We start from the raw sequence: 15837 nt of genomic DNA on the forward strand, positions 1-15837 counted from the left end.
GCCGCACGCATTCAGGCGATCAGGCGGCCTTGGACTTGGCCGAGCCGAAATGTGGGTTCAGTTCGCCCCTGGCGTAGCGCTGGGCCATCTGGGCGGTGGACAGCGGCTTGATCTTGGACGCCTGACCCTCGCAGCCGAACTGGACGAAACGCTCCTGGCAGAGTTTGCGCATCGCCTCCTTGGCGGGCTTCAGATAGGCGCGCGGGTCGAACTCGCCCGGCTTCTCGGCCAGGATTTTCCGGATCGCGCCGGTCATGGCCATGCGGTTGTCAGTGTCGATGTTGATCTTGCGCACGCCGTGCTTGATGCCGCGCTGGATCTCCTCGACCGGCACGCCCCAGGTCTGGGGCATCTGGCCGCCGTACTGGTTGATAATGTCCTGCAGGTCCTGCGGCACGCTGGACGAGCCATGCATCACCAGGTGGGTGTCAGGCAGGCGGCGGTGGATTTCCTCGATCACATTCATGGCCAGGACGTCGCCGTCCGGCTGGCGCGTGAACTTGTAGGCTCCGTGGCTGGTACCCATGGCGATGGCCAGGGCGTCGACCTGGGTCTCGCGCACGAAGTCGACGGCCTGGTCCGGATCGGTCAGCAACTGGGAATGATCCAGCTTGCCCTCGAAGCCATGGCCGTCCTCGGCCTCGCCCATGCCGGTTTCCAGCGAACCCAGAACGCCCAGCTCGCCCTCGACCGAGACACCGCAGGAGTGGGCCATCTGGACCACGCGGCGTGTGACGTCGACGTTGTATTCGTAGGAGGCGGGGGTCTTGGCGTCCTCTTCCAGCGAGCCGTCCATCATCACAGAGGTGAAGCCGTACTGGATAGCGGTGGCGCAGGTCGCGGGGCCGTTGCCGTGATCCTGGTGCATGCAGACCGGAATGTGCGGATACAGCTCGGCCAGGGCGTCGATCAGTTTGGCGAGGACGATGTCATTGGCATAGTTCCGCGCGCCGCGGCTGGCCTGAATGATGACCGGGGCGTTGACCGCCTCGGCCGCCTCCATGATGGCCAGGCCCTGTTCCATGTTGTTGATGTTGTAGGCGGGCAGGCCGTAGCCTTCCTCTGCCGCGTGATCGAGCAGTTGTCGCAGCGTGATGCGCGCCATGGGTGTCTCCTGAAGCCCTTTTTGATTTTGACGCTGGTTTAGCCGCGTCGCGCGGCGAAGTCACGCAATGTTACAGGATCGGCCTCAGCCTCTGAGCGCCAGGACGCCTGGTAGGGGCTTGCCCTCCATCCATTCCAAGAAGGCCCCGCCGGCGGTGGAGACGAAGGTCATGTCGTCGCTGACACCCGCATGGTTCAGGGCCGAGACGGTGTCGCCGCCGCCGCCGACGGCGACCAGCGATCCGGCCTTGGCGCGGGCCGCCACGTGGCGCGCGACCGCGACGGTGGCGGTGTCGAACGGGGGCACCTCGAACACGCCCAGCGGACCGTTCCAGATCAGTGTCTTGCAGCCGTCGATGGCGGCGTTCAGTCGGGCGACGGAGGCGGGACCGGCGTCCAGGATCTTGTCGTCAGCGGACAGGGTCTCGCCGGCCTTGACGGTGCGGTAGTCGGCACCCGGCTTCACCTCGGTAGCCACGATCAGGTCGATGGGAAGCAGCAGCTCGCAGCCACGATCCGCCGCCTCCTGCATGATCTCGCGGGCGGTGGCTTCCATGTCCTTTTCGGCCAGCGAACCGCCGATGTCGAAGCCCTGGGCATAGAGGAAGGTGTTGGCCATGCCGCCGCCGATGGCCAGCTTGTCCAGCTGTCCGACCAGGTTCTTGAGCAGGTCCAACTTGGTGGAGACCTTGGCCCCGCCGACGATGCCGATGACGGGTTTGGTGGGATTGCCCAGCGCCGCATCGAGCGCCTCCAGCTCGCGGCGCATGGACTCGCCGGCATAGGCGGGCAGCAGCCGGGCCAGGCCTTCGGTCGAGGCATGGGCACGGTGGGCGGCGGAGAAGGCGTCGTTGACGTAGAGGTCGCCAAGGTCGGCCAGTTGCTGGGCGAAGGCCGGATCGTTGGTCTCCTCACCCGCATGGAAGCGGACGTTTTCCAGCAGGATCACGCCGCCCGCATCCAGGTCGGCGATGGCGGCCTTGGCTTCGTCGCCCACGCAGTCGTCGGCGAAGCGGACGGGGGCACCGATCAGGGCTTCCAGATCATCGACCACGGGCTGCAGGCTCATGGACGGCACGACCTTGCCCTTGGGCCGGTCGAAGTGGGCCAGCAGGGCGACCTTGGCTCCCGCATCGCGCAGCTTCTGGATCGTCGGCAGGGCAACACGCAGGCGGGTGTCGTCGGTGACCTTGCCGTCCTCCATCGGGACGTTGAAATCCACGCGGACAAGGGCGGCCTTGCCGGCGAGGGAGGGGGCGTCGTCGAGGGTACGGAAGGTCATGGTTCGCTCCTGTCTGCCTTCTCCCGAGGGGAGAAGGTGGCGGGGCGGAGCCCCGTCGGATGAGGGGTTCAGGTGGTAGGTGAGCATGGCACCGTAACCCCTCACCCTTTCGCACAAGGACGACGGCGATGCCGCCGTGCGCTCAAGCCCTCTCCCGCTGGGAGAGGGAGCAGAAGTTAGATGAACCTCGCCATCACCAGCGCCGTGTCTGCCATCCGTGTGGCGAAGCCCCATTCGTTGTCGTACCAGCTCAGCACGCGCGCCAGCTTGCCGTCGACGACCTGGGTCTGAGGCAGGGCGGCGGTCGAGGAGGCGGCGATGTGGTTCAGGTCGCTGGAGACCAGGGCCTCGTCGGTGGTGAACAGGACGCCCTTCATCGGACCGTCGGCGGCGGCCTGAAGTGCTGAGTTGATCTCTTCCACCGTGACCTCGCGGCCGGCGACGACCTTCAGGTCCACGACCGAAACGTTCGGGGTCGGGACGCGGATGGACGAGCCGTCCAGCTTGCCCTTCAGTTCCGGCAGGACCAGGCCCAGGGCCTTGGCGGCACCGGTCGAGGTCGGGATCATCGACAGGGCGGCGGCGCGGGCGCGATACAGATCCTTGTGCATCGTATCCAGCGTCGGCTGGTCGCCGGTATAGCTGTGGATCGTGGTCATATAGCCGCGCTCGATGCCGAACAGGTCGTTCAGCACCTTGGCGACGGGGGCCAGGGCGTTGGTGGTGCACGAGCCGTTCGACACGACGATGTCGTCGGCGGTCAGGGTGTCGTGGTTGACCTTGTAGACGATGGTCTTGTCGGCATTGTCGCCGGGAGCCGAGATCAGGACGCGCTTGGCCCCCGCCTTCAAATGCGCCTCGGCCTTGTCACGGGCGGTGAAGATACCCGTGCATTCGAAGGCGATGTCAACGTTCAGGTCTTTGTGCGGCAGGTTGGCCGGATCGCGCTCGGCCGTCACCTTGATCTTGCCCAGGCCCACGTCGATCCAGTCCTCGCCCGAGGTAATGGCGCCGGGGAAACGGCCGTGCACGCTGTCGTATTTCAGCAGGTGGGCATTGGTGGCCACGGGCCCCAGGTCGTTGATCGCCACCACCTCGATATCGCGACGGCCATGCTCGACGATCGAGCGCAGGACGAGACGGCCGATGCGGCCAAAGCCGTTGATGGCGACGCGAACGGTCATGGGCGGGCTTCCTTTGAAAGAATTCGTGATCGGCGGCTTCAATGGAACCCTGAGCGTCCGGTTTCAACCCCTGCGGGGCCAGTTGTGACTTCACACACTGCCAGCGACTGTTACGGCACAGGTTGATCCGGCGCAGCGGGCGGAAGGGATAACCGGGCTATCTCGACACTTGAGGCTGGCGCCCTGTAGCGTGCCAGACATGCTCACTGTGTCGTCTGTCGCGCGCCCGCTCCTCGTTGTCCTGGCGGCGCTGTCGCTGGGGGCCTGTGCCTCCATTCCCTATGCGCGGACGTACGAGCCGCAAGGGATCGCCCAGCCGGCGGATCGCTCTGCGGAGCGGGCGGCGCTGAACGCCAAGGTCTATGACGCAGTGGTCCGATACACCGAGAAGCTTTTCTACAAGCCGGACTTCGGCGGGGTGCCGTTTGTGGCGGAGGCCCAGGCGCGACGGGCAGAGGCGGTGGCCCAGCCCACATCGGACGGCCTGCATGTCGAGCTGACCGAACTGCTGGACCTGCTGGACGACGACCATACCGTCACCCTCAGCCCGCTGGAGCGGGAACGCTATTATGAGCTTCAACGAACCGGCCAGACGACAGGCTATGGCTTTACCGTCACGCCGCGCGGCGACGACCGGTTCGTGGCCACGGTCGTGCCGGGATCGGCGGCTGAGGCGGCGGGGGTCACGCCGGGCTGGCGGATTGAGACCGTAAGCGGGCTGTCCGTCCTGCTGGCCGTGCCGCCGGTGGTGGGGCGCACCGACACCCTGGTGTTTCTGGACGATGCGGGTGAGCGCCACAGCGTGGATCTTCCAGGCGTGACCATGCCGGTGCGGCCCCGGTTCGTGGCCGAGCGCAAGGATGGAAACATCGCCTACATCCGCTTCGACGACTTCGACGCGACCCGGTACAACCAGTTCTACGACGAGATGGAGACCTTCGCCGACAATCCGCCGGCGGGGCTGATCATCGACCTGCGCACCAACGGTGGAGGGATACTGACCATCGCCGGACAGGTGATGGGCTGGCTGTTCGCGGAGCGGCAGGATTACACCGTGGTCAAGGGGCGCTTCATCGACACGCGCTACAACATCCAGGCGGCGTCGCAGCCCTATCTGGGGCCAGTGGTCATGCTGATCGGACCGGGCACGGGCAGTGCGGCGGAACTGCTGTCCGGCGTGGCGCAGGAAAAGGGCAGGGCGACCATCGTCGGCCTGCGATCGCGCGGGGCGGTGACCGGAACGCGACCCATCGAACTGCCGGATGGAGGCCTGCTACGCGTCGGCACGATCGTGATGACCACGCCGGAAGGGCGCAATCTGGAAGGCGTGGGCGTCACCCCGGACATCGAAGTGCCAGACGACTGGGCGGCGCGGCGTGCGGGACGCGATCCGACGCTGGAAGCGGGGATGGCGGCGATCCAGGCGGCTATCGCTCAGGCCGCGGCAAATGCGTCGCCACAGGCGGTTGCCGGGTCAGTCTCGGACGGGTCTGACCTTTCCTGAAGCTTCACGCGCGCGCTCGCGGGCCTGTTCGACCGTCTCGCCGCGCGCCGTCGCCACGCCCATGCGGCGCCGCTCATAGCTTTCAGGCTTGCCGAAAAGGCGCAGGTCGGCGGTGGGGACGGACAGGGCCTCGGCCACACCCTCGAAGGCGATACCTGGGGCGTCCATGCCGCCATAGATGACCGCGCTGGCCCCCGGCTCGCGCAGGGTGACATCGACGGGCAGGCCCAGGATGGCGCGGGCGTGCAGGGCGAACTCGGACTGGACCTGGGTGGCCAGGGTCACCAGACCCGTGTCGTGCGGGCGGGGCGAGACCTCCGAGAACCAGACCTGGTCGCCCTTGACGAACAGCTCCACCCCGAAGACGCCGAGGCCGCCTAGGGCATCGGTGATCTTGCTCGCGATATCCTGGGCCGAGGCGAGGGCGGCGGGGGTCATGGCCTGCGGCTGCCAGCTTTCGACATAGTCGCCTTTCTCCTGGCGATGCCCGATGGGGGCGCAGAAGTCGGTACGGATGCTGCCGTCGGCGGCCCGTGACCGTACGGTCAGCAGGGTGATCTCATAGTCGAAGTCGATGCGGCCCTCGACGATGACGGTGGCGGTCTCGACCCGGCCGCCCGACTGGGCATAAGCCCAGGCGTTGCCGGCGTCCTCCAAGGCCTCGATCATCGACTGGCCCTTGCCGGAGGACGACATCACCGGCTTGACGAAGACCGGCAGCCCGATCCGGTGGGCGGCCTCGGCCAGTTCGGCGGCGGAGGTGGGGAAGGCATAAGGGCTGGTCGGCAGGCCCAGCTCCTCGGCAGCCAGCCGGCGGATCCCCTCGCGGTTCATGGTCAGCTGGGTCGCGCGCGCCGTCGGGATGACGGTGGCCAGACCTGCCGCCTCGATCTGGGCCAGAACGTCGGTGGCGATGGCCTCGATCTCGGGCACGATGAAGTGCGGGGCCTCGGCCAGGATGACGCCGTTCAGGACCTGCGGATCCGTCATGGGAATGACGTGGCTGCGGTGCGCGACCTGCATGGCCGGAGCGTTGGGATAGCGATCGACGGCGATCACCTCGACCCCCAGCCGCTGAAGCTCGATCGCGACCTCCTTGCCCAGTTCGCCAGCGCCCAGGAGCATGACGCGGACGGCGGTGTCGGACAGGGGGGTGCCGAGTTTCATGGGTCAGTCTCCGGTCGCAGGTTCGATCAGGTCCCAGGCATTGCCGTAAAGGTCTTCGAAGACCACCACCTTGCCATAGGGTTCGTGACGCGGGGTCTCGCGGAAGGCGACACCCGCCGCCAGCCAGGCGGCATGGTCGCGCATCAGGTCGTCGGTCTCCAGGAACAGCCAGACCCGGCCGCCCGCCTGATTGCCGACCTGCGCCGTCTGGGCGTCGGTCGTGGCGCGGACGAGCAGCAACGAGGTCTCGCCCCCTTTCGGAGTCACGCGCACCCAGCGTTTGCCGCCGCCCATGTCGCTGTCTTCGCTGAGCTCGAACCCCAGCTTGCCGACATAGAAGGCGATCGCCTCGTCATAGTCGTGGACGAGCAGGCTGATCGCCCCGATGCGGGACATCTAGAGGCGCGCCTTGGCTGCGGCGACCACGGCCTCGGTGGTGATGCCGAACTTGTCGTACAGGACTTCCGCAGGGGCCGATGCTCCGAAGCCGGTCATGCCGACGAAGGCACCGTCCTCGCCGATGAACCGTTCCCAGCCCTGTTTGATCGCGGCCTCGACGGCGACGCGCACCGTGCCGCGACCGATGATCGAGGCCTGGTAGGCGGCGTCCTGTTGCTCGAACAGTCCGAAACAGGGGACGGAGACGACGCGCGTCGGGGTGTTGTTGGCCTCCAGCCGGTCGGCGGCGGCCAGAGCCAGCGGAACCTCGGTGCCGGTGGCGAACAGGGTGACCCTGGCCTCGCCATTGGCGGCCCGCAGCTCATAAGCCCCCCTGGCTGACAGGTTCTCGGACGCCGCGACGGTGCGGACCGCAGGTGTCTTCTGGCGCGACAGGGCCAAGGCCGATGGCCGGTCCTTGGTCTGCAGCGCGATCTGCCAGCACTCCATGGCCTCGACCGTATCGGCGGGGCGGAAGACGAGCAGGTTGGGGATAGCGCGCAGGGCGGCCAGATGTTCGACCGGCTGGTGCGTCGGGCCGTCCTCGCCCAGGCCGATGCTGTCATGGGTCAGGACGTGGATCGCCCGCACGCCCATGAGGGCACCCAGGCGGATGGCCGGGCGGCTGTAGTCCGAAAACACCATGAAGGTGCCGCCGTAAGGGATGACTCCGCCGTGCAGGGCCAGGCCGTTCATGGCCGCAGCCATGCCGAACTCGCGGATGCCCCAGTTGACGTAGCGCCCTTCATAGGACGGCGCGTCGAAGATTGGCGTGTCCTTGACAAAGGTGTTGTTGGAGCCGGTCAGGTCAGCCGAGCCGCCGATAAGTTCGGGGATGGCGGCGAATAATTCATCCAGCGCAGCACCCGACGACTGGCGCGTGGCTTGAGCCGGCTTGGTCTCGACCAGTTCGGCGATCTTCGCCTGAAGCTTGTCGAAGGCCCCGGCGGGCAGGTCACCCTCCATGGCGCGGGTGAAGTCCGCAGCTTGTGACGATGCGGCCAGGCGAGACTCCCAGGCCTTGCGCTCCTTGGCCCCGCGACGGCCGACCTTCTTCCAGGCCTTGTCGACGGCTTCGGGCAGGTCGAACGGCTCGTGCTCCCAAGCCAGGCCGAGCCGCGTGGCCGCGATCTCGGCGGCACCCAGAGCCGCGCCGTGGGTCTTGTGGCTGCCGGCCATGGTGGCGGCGCCGCGACCGATCTGGGTCTTGCAGGCGATCAGGGTAGGCTTGTCCTGACGCGTCGCCCATTGCAGGGCGGACTTGATGGCCTTGGTGTCGTGGCCGTCGATCGCCTTGACCGCCCAGCCCGCCGCCTTGAAGCGCGCTTTCTGGTCGGTGGTGTCCGACAGGGACACCTTGCCGTCGATGGTGATCTCGTTGTCGTCCCACAGCACCGTCAGCCTGTTCAGCCGATAGCGACCGGCCAGGGCGATGGCCTCCTGGGATACCCCCTCCATCAGGCAGCCGTCACCCGCGATGACCCAGGTGCGGTGATCGACCAGATCGTCGCCATACTTGGCCGCCAGATGCCGCTCGGCCATGGCGAAGCCGACGGAGGTGGCCAGCCCTTGGCCCAAGGGACCGGTTGTGACCTCGACGCCCGGCATGTGGCCGAACTCGGGGTGGCCGGCGGTCTTGGATCCCCACTGGCGGAAGTTGGACAGCTCCTCGCGCGTCGCGGCCTTGTAGCCGGTCAGGTGCAGCAGCGAGTAGATCAGCATCGAGCCGTGGCCCGCCGACAGGATGAAGCGGTCGCGGTCGGCCCAGTCGGGACGCGAGGCATCGAACTTCAGAAACTTCGAGAACAGCACGGTCGCGACGTCGGCCATGCCCATTGGCATGCCGGGGTGGCCGCTCTTGGCCTTTTCCACCGCATCCATCGACAGCACCCGGATGGCGTCGGCCATCTTGTTCAGGGACGGCTTTTCGGGAACGTTTTTGGATGTGATCTTGGCGTCGGTCACGGCGGGACCTTTCGTCGGAAGGCGGAAAAAGGGAGGCGCGCCGCTTTACCCCGGCGCGCGGGCGGGTTCTATACGGATTCTGGAGGATATGACCCGAATGGATGCTGCCTCGGCCGCAAAAGACCGTGTCGATCGCGCTTTGGCACTGCTGGAGCGCCGTCTGATGGACCTGAAGGGTCGCGCGGCGGGTACCAGCCGTGTGCCCGACGACGACCTGTTTGCGCCCACGCCGTCCAGCGAAACCGACCGCGCCCGCATCTATGAACTGGAGGCCGCTGGTCGTGACGCGGCGGAGGTTCTGGACCGCGCCGCCGAGGCGATCCGCGACGTGCTGGCCGACGAGGCCCTGGCCGAATGGGAGGGGCGCTGATGGCGACCGTCACCGTAGAGGTCAATGGCCGCCCCTACGCCGTCGGTTGCGCCGATGGTCAGGAACAGCGGGTCCAGATGCTGGCCAGCCTTTTCGATACCCATGTGCGTCAGGTGGCGGGCGAGGTCGGTCATGTCGGCGACATCCGCCTGTTCCTCATGGCTGGGCTGATGCTGGCCGACGAACTGCACGAGGCTCGCCAGGGCCTGCCGGTGGTCGAGGTGCCGGGTGCGCCCAGCCATGACGGTGTGGCCGAAGCCCTGAACGCCGTCGCCGCGCGGCTGGAAAAGATTGTTCAGGGGCTTTGAGGCCGATCAGACTAGTACGTAGGTCGCCAGCACACGCTGCACCTCGGTGATGTCGACGCCGCGCCCGAAGGTTTTGCCGAACAATGCGCCGCCCGAGACGCCGATCTTCATTTCGGCCTCCATATCCAGCGTACCCGCCGTTTCGACGCTGAAATGGGTGATCTTCGAATAGGGCAGGGACTGGAAGGTCGTCTTCTTGCCGGTCATCCCCTGTTTGTCGACGAAGAGCAGCCGCTTGTCGGTGAAGACGATCAGGTCGCGCACCAGTTTGTAGGCATGTTCGATCCGCTCGCCGGGGATCAGGATATTGGCCATCTCGCCCGCGATGCTCCTGGGGTCGACGGTATTGGCATTGCCCATCAGGGCGTTCAGCAGGCTCATGACGCATCTCCGTGTTGCGCCATCGATAATGCTCCGGCGCGACGAACTGAAGACGCTTCGACGCCCTCTGGCGAAAGACGGCGCGAGGGACTATCTTGCTTCACGGCGGGTCATGCTGTGGCTCTCGTCGAAGGCAACATATCCTCGCGGCCTTAATTCACTCGAAGGGATCTGTCCCTGTTTGACCTCGTGGGGTTGAGCACACGGAGCCCACCTGGCTACCCAGGCTCGAGAGGATTTAAACCGTCCTTCACGGCTCTTACGGCGCCGCCACCCTTCTTCTTTTTAGTGCGCTAACGCTCGCGACGCGGTCGCCCGCTGCTTGAGCGCGTGTTTGTGCGCTAACGTCGCGGCTCGCGGAGCCTAGCTGCTTGAGCGCGGATGATCTCCGCGTTACGGCTCCTGCGCGTGATCCGCGCGGTTGAGTGTCCTACCATGACAGACAAGCGCGAGCTTCGATCGGCGATGCGGGCCGAGCGCAAGCGGTTGGCGGGGCTGGACGCCACGGCTGCGGATCGCGTGTCGCACCATGTCATGCAGTTGCCGCCAGCCGACACGATTGCCTTGTACTGCGCGATAGGATCGGAGTTGGGGGCGGAGCCGATTGCGCGGGTGCTGGGCGCCGAAGGTCGAGTCCTGTGCCTGCCCGTAGTGATCGCGATGGACGCGCCCATGATCTTCCGCCGCTGGTCGCCCGGCGATCCGCTGGACCTTGACGCTGCAGGCGTGCCCGCGCCGTTTCCGCTGGCTGAGACCGTGGTGCCTGATCTGATCCTGACACCGCTTCTGGCTTTCGACACCTGGGGCGGTCGGTTGGGGCAGGGCGGCGGCCACTATGACCGGACGTTTGCCGCGCTGCCCGACGCGATCCGCATAGGTCTGGCCTATGCCGGACAACAGGTCGGCATGCTGGAGCTGGAGCCGCATGACATTCGGCTGCATGGCGTTCTGACCGAGGTCGGCTATACCCCGGCGCGAAAGGTTTGAGCTCAATGCGTCTGGCGTTCTTTGGTGATGTGGTCGGCAAGTCCGGGCGGGATGGTCTGAGCGATCATCTGCCGGGGTTGAAGCGCGACCTGAAACTCGACTTCGTGGTGGTCAATGCCGAGAACGCGGCGGGCGGTTTCGGCATCACCGAAAACACGGCGCGCGAGCTGTTCATGGCCGGGGCCGACTGCCTGACGCTCGGCAACCACAGCTGGGACCAGCGCGAGGCCCTGACCTATATCGTGCGTGAGCCGCGCCTGATCCGTCCGGCCAACTATCCCAGGCTGATGGATGCACCGGGAGCCGGGGCCAATCTGTTCGAGACCCACTCCGGCAAGACGGTCCTGGTCATGAATGTGCTGGGCCGCATCCACATGGACCCGATGGACTGCCCGTTCAGCGCGGTCGAAAAGGAACTGGCCGCCTGTCCGCTGGGCATGGCCGCCGACGCCATCATCGTGGACATGCATTGCGAGGCGACCAGCGAAAAGATGGCCATGGGTCACTTCTGCGATGGCCGCGCCAGCCTGGTGGTCGGTACCCACACCCATGTGCCCACCGCTGATGCCCAGATCCTGCCCGGTGGCACGGCCTATCAGACCGACGCCGGCGGTTGCTGCGACTATGACAGCGTCATCGGCAACGAGAAGGAAGAGCCCCTGCGGCGCTTCACGACCCGCATCTCCGGTGGCCGCTATACGCCGGCACACGGCCCGGCGACCATCTGCGGCGTCTATGTCGAGACCGACGACAAGACTGGCCTGGCGACGCGCATCGAGCCGATCCGGGTCGGTGGTCGATTGAGCCAGGCCGTGCCGCTCGTCGCGTAAGCGTCAGGCCGCCACAACCCGTGCATCGCCGCTGGCCACCGCGAACTTGGCGCGCGTGGTCAGGGTGCCGGTCTTGTCCGACACCTTGTCCAGCACCTTGAACTCGGTCTGCCAGCGCTCCGGGGTGATGTCGCAGACGACATAGCCGCGCTGGGCGTTGTTGAACTTCAGGAAGGGGTTGTCGGCCAAATAGCGGCGGCCGTCGGCGCGCTGGTCCTGGCCGTCGCCGGAAGAACTGATCGAGGTGGTGACGAACTCCGAGGCGATGGGAGCCCCCTCCGGATTGCGGCTGTCGCGGTACAGCTCACCGGCGTAGTTCTGATGCTCGTCGCCGGTCAGGATGACGGTGTTTCCGATGCGACGCTCGCGCAGGCGATCCAGCAGCCGCTGACGCGGGATGGCATAGCCAGCCCAGGTGTCCAGGTTGTAGCCGGTCTCGGGCCCTTCCTTGCGGTCCAGATCCATGACCATGACCTGCTGAGCCAGGACCTTCCAGTGCGCCCGGGTGCGGTCCAGGTTGCGATACAGCCACTGCTCCTGCGCCTCGCCCATGACCTGGGCCGCCGGGTCGCGCACCGCGTCGCAGGTCGAGGCCCAGGTGCCGTCGCAGGGAATGGCGGTCCTGAACTGGCGGGTGTCGAGGAAATTCAGATCCAGCAGATTGCCCCAGGTTGCGTGGCGGTAAAGCTGGATCGTCGCGCCCGTCGGGAAGGACGAACGCCTTAGAGGCATGTTTTCGTAATAGGCCTGGGCTGCCGCCTGACGGCGCAGCAGGAACACTTCAGGCGGGGTGCCGTCCTGATCCAGAGCGTCTGTCCAGTTGTTGTCGATCTCGTGGTCGTCCCAGGTGCAGAACCACGAGGTGGCGGCGTGGCTGGCCTGCAGGTCGCTGTCCATCTTGTACTGGGCGTAGCGGCGTCGGTAGTCGTCCAGCGAATAGATCTCCCCGCCCAGATGCTGGCGCGGATTGTCCATGGTGCCGCCAGAGCCGGTGTAGGTGCGGTTGCCGCGCCCCTCGTAGATGTAGTCGCCGTAGCAGAAGACGAAATCCAGGTTCTCGTCGGCGATCTTGCGATGGGCGGTATAGAAGCCCTGCTCATAGGCCTGACAGCCGACGATGCCGAAGCGGGCCTGGGCAACTTGGGCACCCGTCGCCGGGGACGTCTTCGCCCGGCCCGAGGGCGAGCGTTCGCGCCCGGCCGAGAAGCGATAGAAATAGTCGCGACCGGGCTCCAGCCCCCCGACCTCGACATGGACAGAATGTGCCAGTTCGGGGCGGGCCACCGCCTCGCCGCTGCGGACCACGGTGTTGAAGCCGCGGTCGGAGGCGACCTCCCAGTTCACCAGCATGGGCTGGCTGGGCATGCCGTGGCCGATCTCCAGCGGGCGGGGGGCCAGGCGGGTCCAGATCACGAACCCGTCCGGCAACGGATCGCCCGAGGCGACGCCCAGCTGGAAGGGATATTCGGCGAATACCGGCCCGGCCATGCGGCGGGTGTTTTCCTGGGCCAGGGCACCGCCACTGGCCAGGGCGCCGCCGGCACCGAGGCCGAGCAAAAGGCCACGGCGGGACAGGGAATCGATCGAACGCATCGGAGCACTCCAGGCTGAAGGTCTGCTCCTAGCCCGGAAATGTGACGGTCGTCACTCGGCGGGACGCCACGCCTTCATTTCCGCGATCTCGCGCGTCTGGGCGTCGATCACGGCCAGGGCCATGCGACGGATCTCGGGATCCTGGCTTTCGCGCAGGGCCACCTGGGCCATGTCGACGGCCCCTTCGTGGTGGGCGATCATCTTGGCGATATAGGCTTCATCTACCGTCTCGCCCGACGCCTCGGCCATTAGACGGTGCATCTCGGTTTCCGAAGCGGCGAAGGCCTGGTTGCCGGGTGTCGCAGCAGAGCCGTGGCCCATGGCCGCATGATCGACCGGGGCGGGACCGGACACTTCGCCATCGACGACGGTCGCCGCCTGACGCTCCGAGGAGGCGTCGCGCAGGGCCTGCTGGACCGGGTCGCCGCCGCCCTCGCAGGCCGCTAGGGCCAAGGCGGCCATGGACAGGGCGGAGATGGTGTGGAGGCGCATGATCAACCCTCAATCCAGTTCGGCATCCAGCCTTCGTGCATTTCACGAAGATGCGCCAGCGGCAGGCGGAACAGGTCGCCGCCCTTGCCGGTGGAGGCGAAGTCGGTGCCGCGCGCGCGGCCGACGACGGAGGCGTGCAATCCGGCTTCCTGGGCCCCGGCGATCAGGGCGACCGGGTCGGTAACGGCGACCAGATAGCGGGCCTGGTCCTCGCCAAACAGCAGGAAGTGGGCGTGGTCGTGGCTGGAAGCGTCCAGCTCCACGCCGCAGTCGCTGGCCAGGGCAATGTCCGCCGCCGCGCCGATCAGACCGCCGTCCGACAGGTCGTGGACACAGGTCAGGTCTCCGGCCTCGATCAGGCCGCGCACGAAGTCGCCGGTCTTGCGTTCCAGCGCCAGATCGACCGGCGGCGGCGCGCCGTCTTCGCGACCCAGCACCTCGCGCAGATAGATCGACGAGCCCAGCTCTCCATGCGTCTCGCCGATCAGCACCAGCACATCGCCTTCGGCCATGGTGCCGAAGCCGGTGACGATGTCGTAGTTGGTCAGCAGACCCACGGCCCCGACCGTCGGGGTCGGCGGAATGGCCACGCCATTGGTCTCGTTATAGAGCGACACGTTCCCGCTCACGACCGGGAAGTCGAGCACGCGGCAGGCCTCGGCCATACCGTCGATGGCACGGACGATCTGGCCCATGATTTCCGGCCGCTGCGGATTGCCGAAGTTCAGATTGTCGGTGATGGCAATGGGCCGGGCACCCACGGCCGTCAGGTTGCGCCAGGCCTCGGCAACGGCCTGTTTGCCGCCTTCATAGGGATCGGCCTGGACATAGCGCGGCGTGCAGTCGGATGTGACGGCCAGACCCTTGTCCGTGCCATGCACGCGCACCACGCCCGCATCGGCCGCTGTGGCGGAATCGTGCAGGGTGTCGGCCATGACGTGGCGGTCGTACTGCTCCCAGATCCAGCGCTTGGAGGCCATGTCCGGGCACGTCACGACCGACAGCACCGCATCGACCCAGCTGTCAGGCGCAGGGACTTGGGCCGGCGTCAGGCGCGGCTGCAGGTCCGGCTGAACCCAGGGACGGTCATAGAGTGGCGCATCGTCGAACAGCGGAGCCAGGGGCACGTCACAGACCGTCTCGCCATGATGTTTCAGGACCAGACGGCCCGTATCGGTGGTCTGGCCGATGACGGCGGCATCCAGGCCCCATTTTTTGAAGATGCGATAGCCGTCGTCCTCGCGACCTGGCTTCAGAACGGCCAGCATCCGCTCCTGGCTTTCCGACAGCATCATCTCATAGGCGGTCATGCCTTCTTCGCGTTGGGGGACCGCATCCATGTTCAGTTCGATGCCGACGCCGCCCTTGCCCGCCATTTCGACTGAGGACGAGGTCAGGCCAGCGGCACCCATGTCTTGGATCGCTGCGACAGCACCCGAGGCCATCAGTTCCAGCGTCGCCTCGATCAGCAGCTTCTCGGCAAAGGGATCGCCGACCTGGACCGTCGGGCGTTTCGAATCCGACTCGTCGTCGAACTCGGCCGAGGACATGGTCGCCCCGTGGATGCCGTCCCGGCCGGTTTTGGAGCCGAAATAGACCACTGACAGACCCGGCGCAGGCGCGGCCGAATAGAACAGGGCATCCGCCTTGGCGAGGCCGACGCACATGGCATTGACGAGGATGTTGCCGTTGTAGCCGCTGTGGAAGTTGGTCTCGCCCGCCACGGTCGGCACGCCGACGCAGTTGCCGTAGCCACCGATGCCGCTGACGACCCCCTTGACCAGCCGCTTGGTCTTCTCATGCGACGGATCGCCGAAGCGCAAAGCGTTCAGCAGGGCCACGGGACGCGCGCCCATGGTGAAGACGTCGCGCATGATGCCGCCCACGCCCGTCGCCGCGCCCTGATAGGGCTCGATGAAACTGGGGTGGTTGTGGCTCTCCATCTTGAAGATGCAGGCGTCGCCGTCGTCGATGTCGATGACACCCGCATTCTCGCCCGGGCCGCAGATGACGCGTTCACCGGTGGTCGGGAATTTGCCCAGGTGCGTCTTCGAGGATTTGTAGGAGCAGTGCTCGGACCACATGACCGAGAACACGCCCAGTTCGACCTGGTTAGGTTCGCGCCCCAGCCTGTCGAGCACGACCTGATACTCATTCGGGGCCAGGCCGTATTCGGCGGCCAGATCGGCCATCGACGGGGCGGGGGTCTTTTCAGGTGCGCTCATGGGCGGG

At 66.5% G+C, this 15837-nt stretch carries 15 protein-coding genes; 5 read left to right on the forward strand and 10 right to left on the reverse strand.

All coding sequences use genetic code 11. The annotated features are described in order from the left end of the window. Positions 1-19: 19 nt before the first annotated feature. The 3 genes from fba to gap all read right to left on the reverse strand — a co-directional run bounded on the left by fba (position 20) and on the right by gap (position 3570). Positions 20-1105, reverse strand: a complete 1086-nt coding sequence (gene fba / locus ACE3TH_RS04165; protein ID WP_374597630.1) for a class II fructose-bisphosphate aldolase — start codon at positions 1103-1105, stop codon at positions 20-22. 84 nt (positions 1106-1189) lie between these two features. Then, positions 1190-2386 carry a phosphoglycerate kinase gene (gene pgk / locus ACE3TH_RS04170; RefSeq protein ID WP_374597632.1) on the reverse strand — a complete coding sequence of 399 codons (1197 nt, stop codon included), beginning with the start codon at positions 2384-2386 and terminating at the stop codon, positions 1190-1192. A gap of 176 nt (positions 2387-2562) precedes the next feature. After that, entirely contained in the window at positions 2563-3570 is a 1008-nt protein-coding gene (gap, locus tag ACE3TH_RS04175; protein WP_374597634.1) for a type I glyceraldehyde-3-phosphate dehydrogenase, read from the reverse strand. Between the two features lie 208 nt (positions 3571-3778). On the opposite strand from gap, the gene ACE3TH_RS04180 reads away from it, so the two are divergent. Further along, positions 3779-5074, forward strand: a complete 1296-nt coding sequence (locus ACE3TH_RS04180; protein WP_374597636.1) for a S41 family peptidase — start codon at positions 3779-3781, stop codon at positions 5072-5074. On the opposite strand, the gene purT is transcribed toward ACE3TH_RS04180, so the two are convergent. Genes purT through tkt form a run of 3 tightly spaced genes read right to left on the reverse strand, consistent with a single transcriptional unit; the run spans position 5045 to position 8644 of the window. Next, positions 5045-6241 carry a formate-dependent phosphoribosylglycinamide formyltransferase gene (purT, locus tag ACE3TH_RS04185; protein WP_374597638.1) on the reverse strand — a complete coding sequence of 399 codons (1197 nt, stop codon included), beginning with the start codon at positions 6239-6241 and terminating at the stop codon, positions 5045-5047. The two genes, ACE3TH_RS04180 and purT, sit on opposite strands and share 30 nt — an antisense overlap. 3 nt (positions 6242-6244) lie before the next feature. Then, the gene (locus ACE3TH_RS04190) at positions 6245-6637 is read right to left on the reverse strand and encodes a VOC family protein (RefSeq protein ID WP_374597640.1); all 393 of its coding nucleotides are present in this window, start codon (positions 6635-6637) and stop codon (positions 6245-6247) included. Beyond that, complete coding sequence (tkt, locus tag ACE3TH_RS04195) at positions 6638-8644, reverse strand: transketolase (RefSeq protein ID WP_374597642.1); 2007 nt, start codon at positions 8642-8644, stop codon at positions 6638-6640. Between the two features lie 97 nt (positions 8645-8741). Here tkt and ACE3TH_RS04200 point away from each other — a divergent pair, with 97 nt between their 5' ends. Next, positions 8742-9014 (forward strand): hypothetical protein, encoded by a 273-nt coding sequence (locus tag ACE3TH_RS04200; protein WP_374597644.1) that lies wholly within the window; start codon positions 8742-8744, stop codon positions 9012-9014. After that, on the forward strand, positions 9014-9322 hold the full coding sequence (locus ACE3TH_RS04205) for a cell division protein ZapA (RefSeq protein WP_296169676.1): 309 nt from the start codon (positions 9014-9016) through the stop codon (positions 9320-9322). Before ACE3TH_RS04200 ends, ACE3TH_RS04205 begins: the two co-directional genes overlap by 1 nt. 6 nt (positions 9323-9328) lie before the next feature. Here ACE3TH_RS04205 and ACE3TH_RS04210 read toward each other — a convergent pair whose 3' ends face one another. Then, the gene (locus tag ACE3TH_RS04210) at positions 9329-9703 is read right to left on the reverse strand and encodes a PH domain-containing protein (protein ID WP_374597646.1); all 375 of its coding nucleotides are present in this window, start codon (positions 9701-9703) and stop codon (positions 9329-9331) included. A 435-nt stretch (positions 9704-10138) separates the two neighbouring features. On the opposite strand from ACE3TH_RS04210, the gene ACE3TH_RS04215 reads away from it, so the two are divergent. Next, positions 10139-10690 (forward strand): 5-formyltetrahydrofolate cyclo-ligase, encoded by a 552-nt coding sequence (locus ACE3TH_RS04215; RefSeq protein ID WP_374597648.1) that lies wholly within the window; start codon positions 10139-10141, stop codon positions 10688-10690. 5 nt (positions 10691-10695) lie between these two features. After that, positions 10696-11520, forward strand: coding sequence for a YmdB family metallophosphoesterase (locus ACE3TH_RS04220; RefSeq protein WP_374597650.1), 825 nt, complete (start codon positions 10696-10698; stop codon positions 11518-11520). A 3-nt stretch (positions 11521-11523) separates the two neighbouring features. On the opposite strand, the gene ACE3TH_RS04225 is transcribed toward ACE3TH_RS04220, so the two are convergent. The 3 genes from ACE3TH_RS04225 to purL are packed head-to-tail and all read right to left on the reverse strand — an operon-like array spanning position 11524 to position 15830. After that, positions 11524-13113: an alkaline phosphatase gene (locus tag ACE3TH_RS04225; RefSeq protein WP_374597652.1), complete on the reverse strand. Its 1590-nt coding sequence runs from the start codon at positions 13111-13113 to the stop codon at positions 11524-11526. Between the two features lie 51 nt (positions 13114-13164). Further along, entirely contained in the window at positions 13165-13605 is a 441-nt protein-coding gene (locus ACE3TH_RS04230) for a DUF305 domain-containing protein (RefSeq protein ID WP_374597654.1), read from the reverse strand. Between the two features lie 2 nt (positions 13606-13607). Beyond that, on the reverse strand, positions 13608-15830 hold the full coding sequence (gene purL, locus ACE3TH_RS04235; protein ID WP_374597656.1) for a phosphoribosylformylglycinamidine synthase subunit PurL: 2223 nt from the start codon (positions 15828-15830) through the stop codon (positions 13608-13610). Positions 15831-15837: the final 7 nt, after the last annotated feature.

Source organism: Brevundimonas sp. (assembly GCF_041919755.1).
Classification (GTDB): domain Bacteria; phylum Pseudomonadota; class Alphaproteobacteria; order Caulobacterales; family Caulobacteraceae; genus Brevundimonas.

Excerpts from the sequence above, each read along its gene's own strand:
- fba (WP_374597630.1), bottom strand. The coding sequence starts at position 1,105 with ATGGCGCGCATCACGCTGCGACAACTGCTCGATCACGCGGCAGAGGAA.
- pgk (WP_374597632.1), bottom strand. The coding sequence starts at position 2,386 with ATGACCTTCCGTACCCTCGACGACGCCCCCTCCCTCGCCGGCAAGGCC.
- gap (WP_374597634.1), bottom strand. The coding sequence starts at position 3,570 with ATGACCGTTCGCGTCGCCATCAACGGCTTTGGCCGCATCGGCCGTCTC.
- purT (WP_374597638.1), bottom strand. The coding sequence starts at position 6,241 with ATGAAACTCGGCACCCCCCTGTCCGACACCGCCGTCCGCGTCATGCTC.
- ACE3TH_RS04190 (WP_374597640.1), bottom strand. The coding sequence starts at position 6,637 with ATGTCCCGCATCGGGGCGATCAGCCTGCTCGTCCACGACTATGACGAG.
- ACE3TH_RS04200 (WP_374597644.1), top strand. The coding sequence starts at position 8,742 with ATGGATGCTGCCTCGGCCGCAAAAGACCGTGTCGATCGCGCTTTGGCA.
- ACE3TH_RS04205 (WP_296169676.1), top strand. The coding sequence starts at position 9,014 with ATGGCGACCGTCACCGTAGAGGTCAATGGCCGCCCCTACGCCGTCGGT.
- ACE3TH_RS04210 (WP_374597646.1), bottom strand. The coding sequence starts at position 9,703 with ATGAGCCTGCTGAACGCCCTGATGGGCAATGCCAATACCGTCGACCCC.
- ACE3TH_RS04215 (WP_374597648.1), top strand. The coding sequence starts at position 10,139 with ATGACAGACAAGCGCGAGCTTCGATCGGCGATGCGGGCCGAGCGCAAG.
- ACE3TH_RS04220 (WP_374597650.1), top strand. The coding sequence starts at position 10,696 with ATGCGTCTGGCGTTCTTTGGTGATGTGGTCGGCAAGTCCGGGCGGGAT.
- ACE3TH_RS04225 (WP_374597652.1), bottom strand. The coding sequence starts at position 13,113 with ATGCGTTCGATCGATTCCCTGTCCCGCCGTGGCCTTTTGCTCGGCCTC.
- ACE3TH_RS04230 (WP_374597654.1), bottom strand. The coding sequence starts at position 13,605 with ATGCGCCTCCACACCATCTCCGCCCTGTCCATGGCCGCCTTGGCCCTA.
- purL (WP_374597656.1), bottom strand. The coding sequence starts at position 15,830 with ATGAGCGCACCTGAAAAGACCCCCGCCCCGTCGATGGCCGATCTGGCC.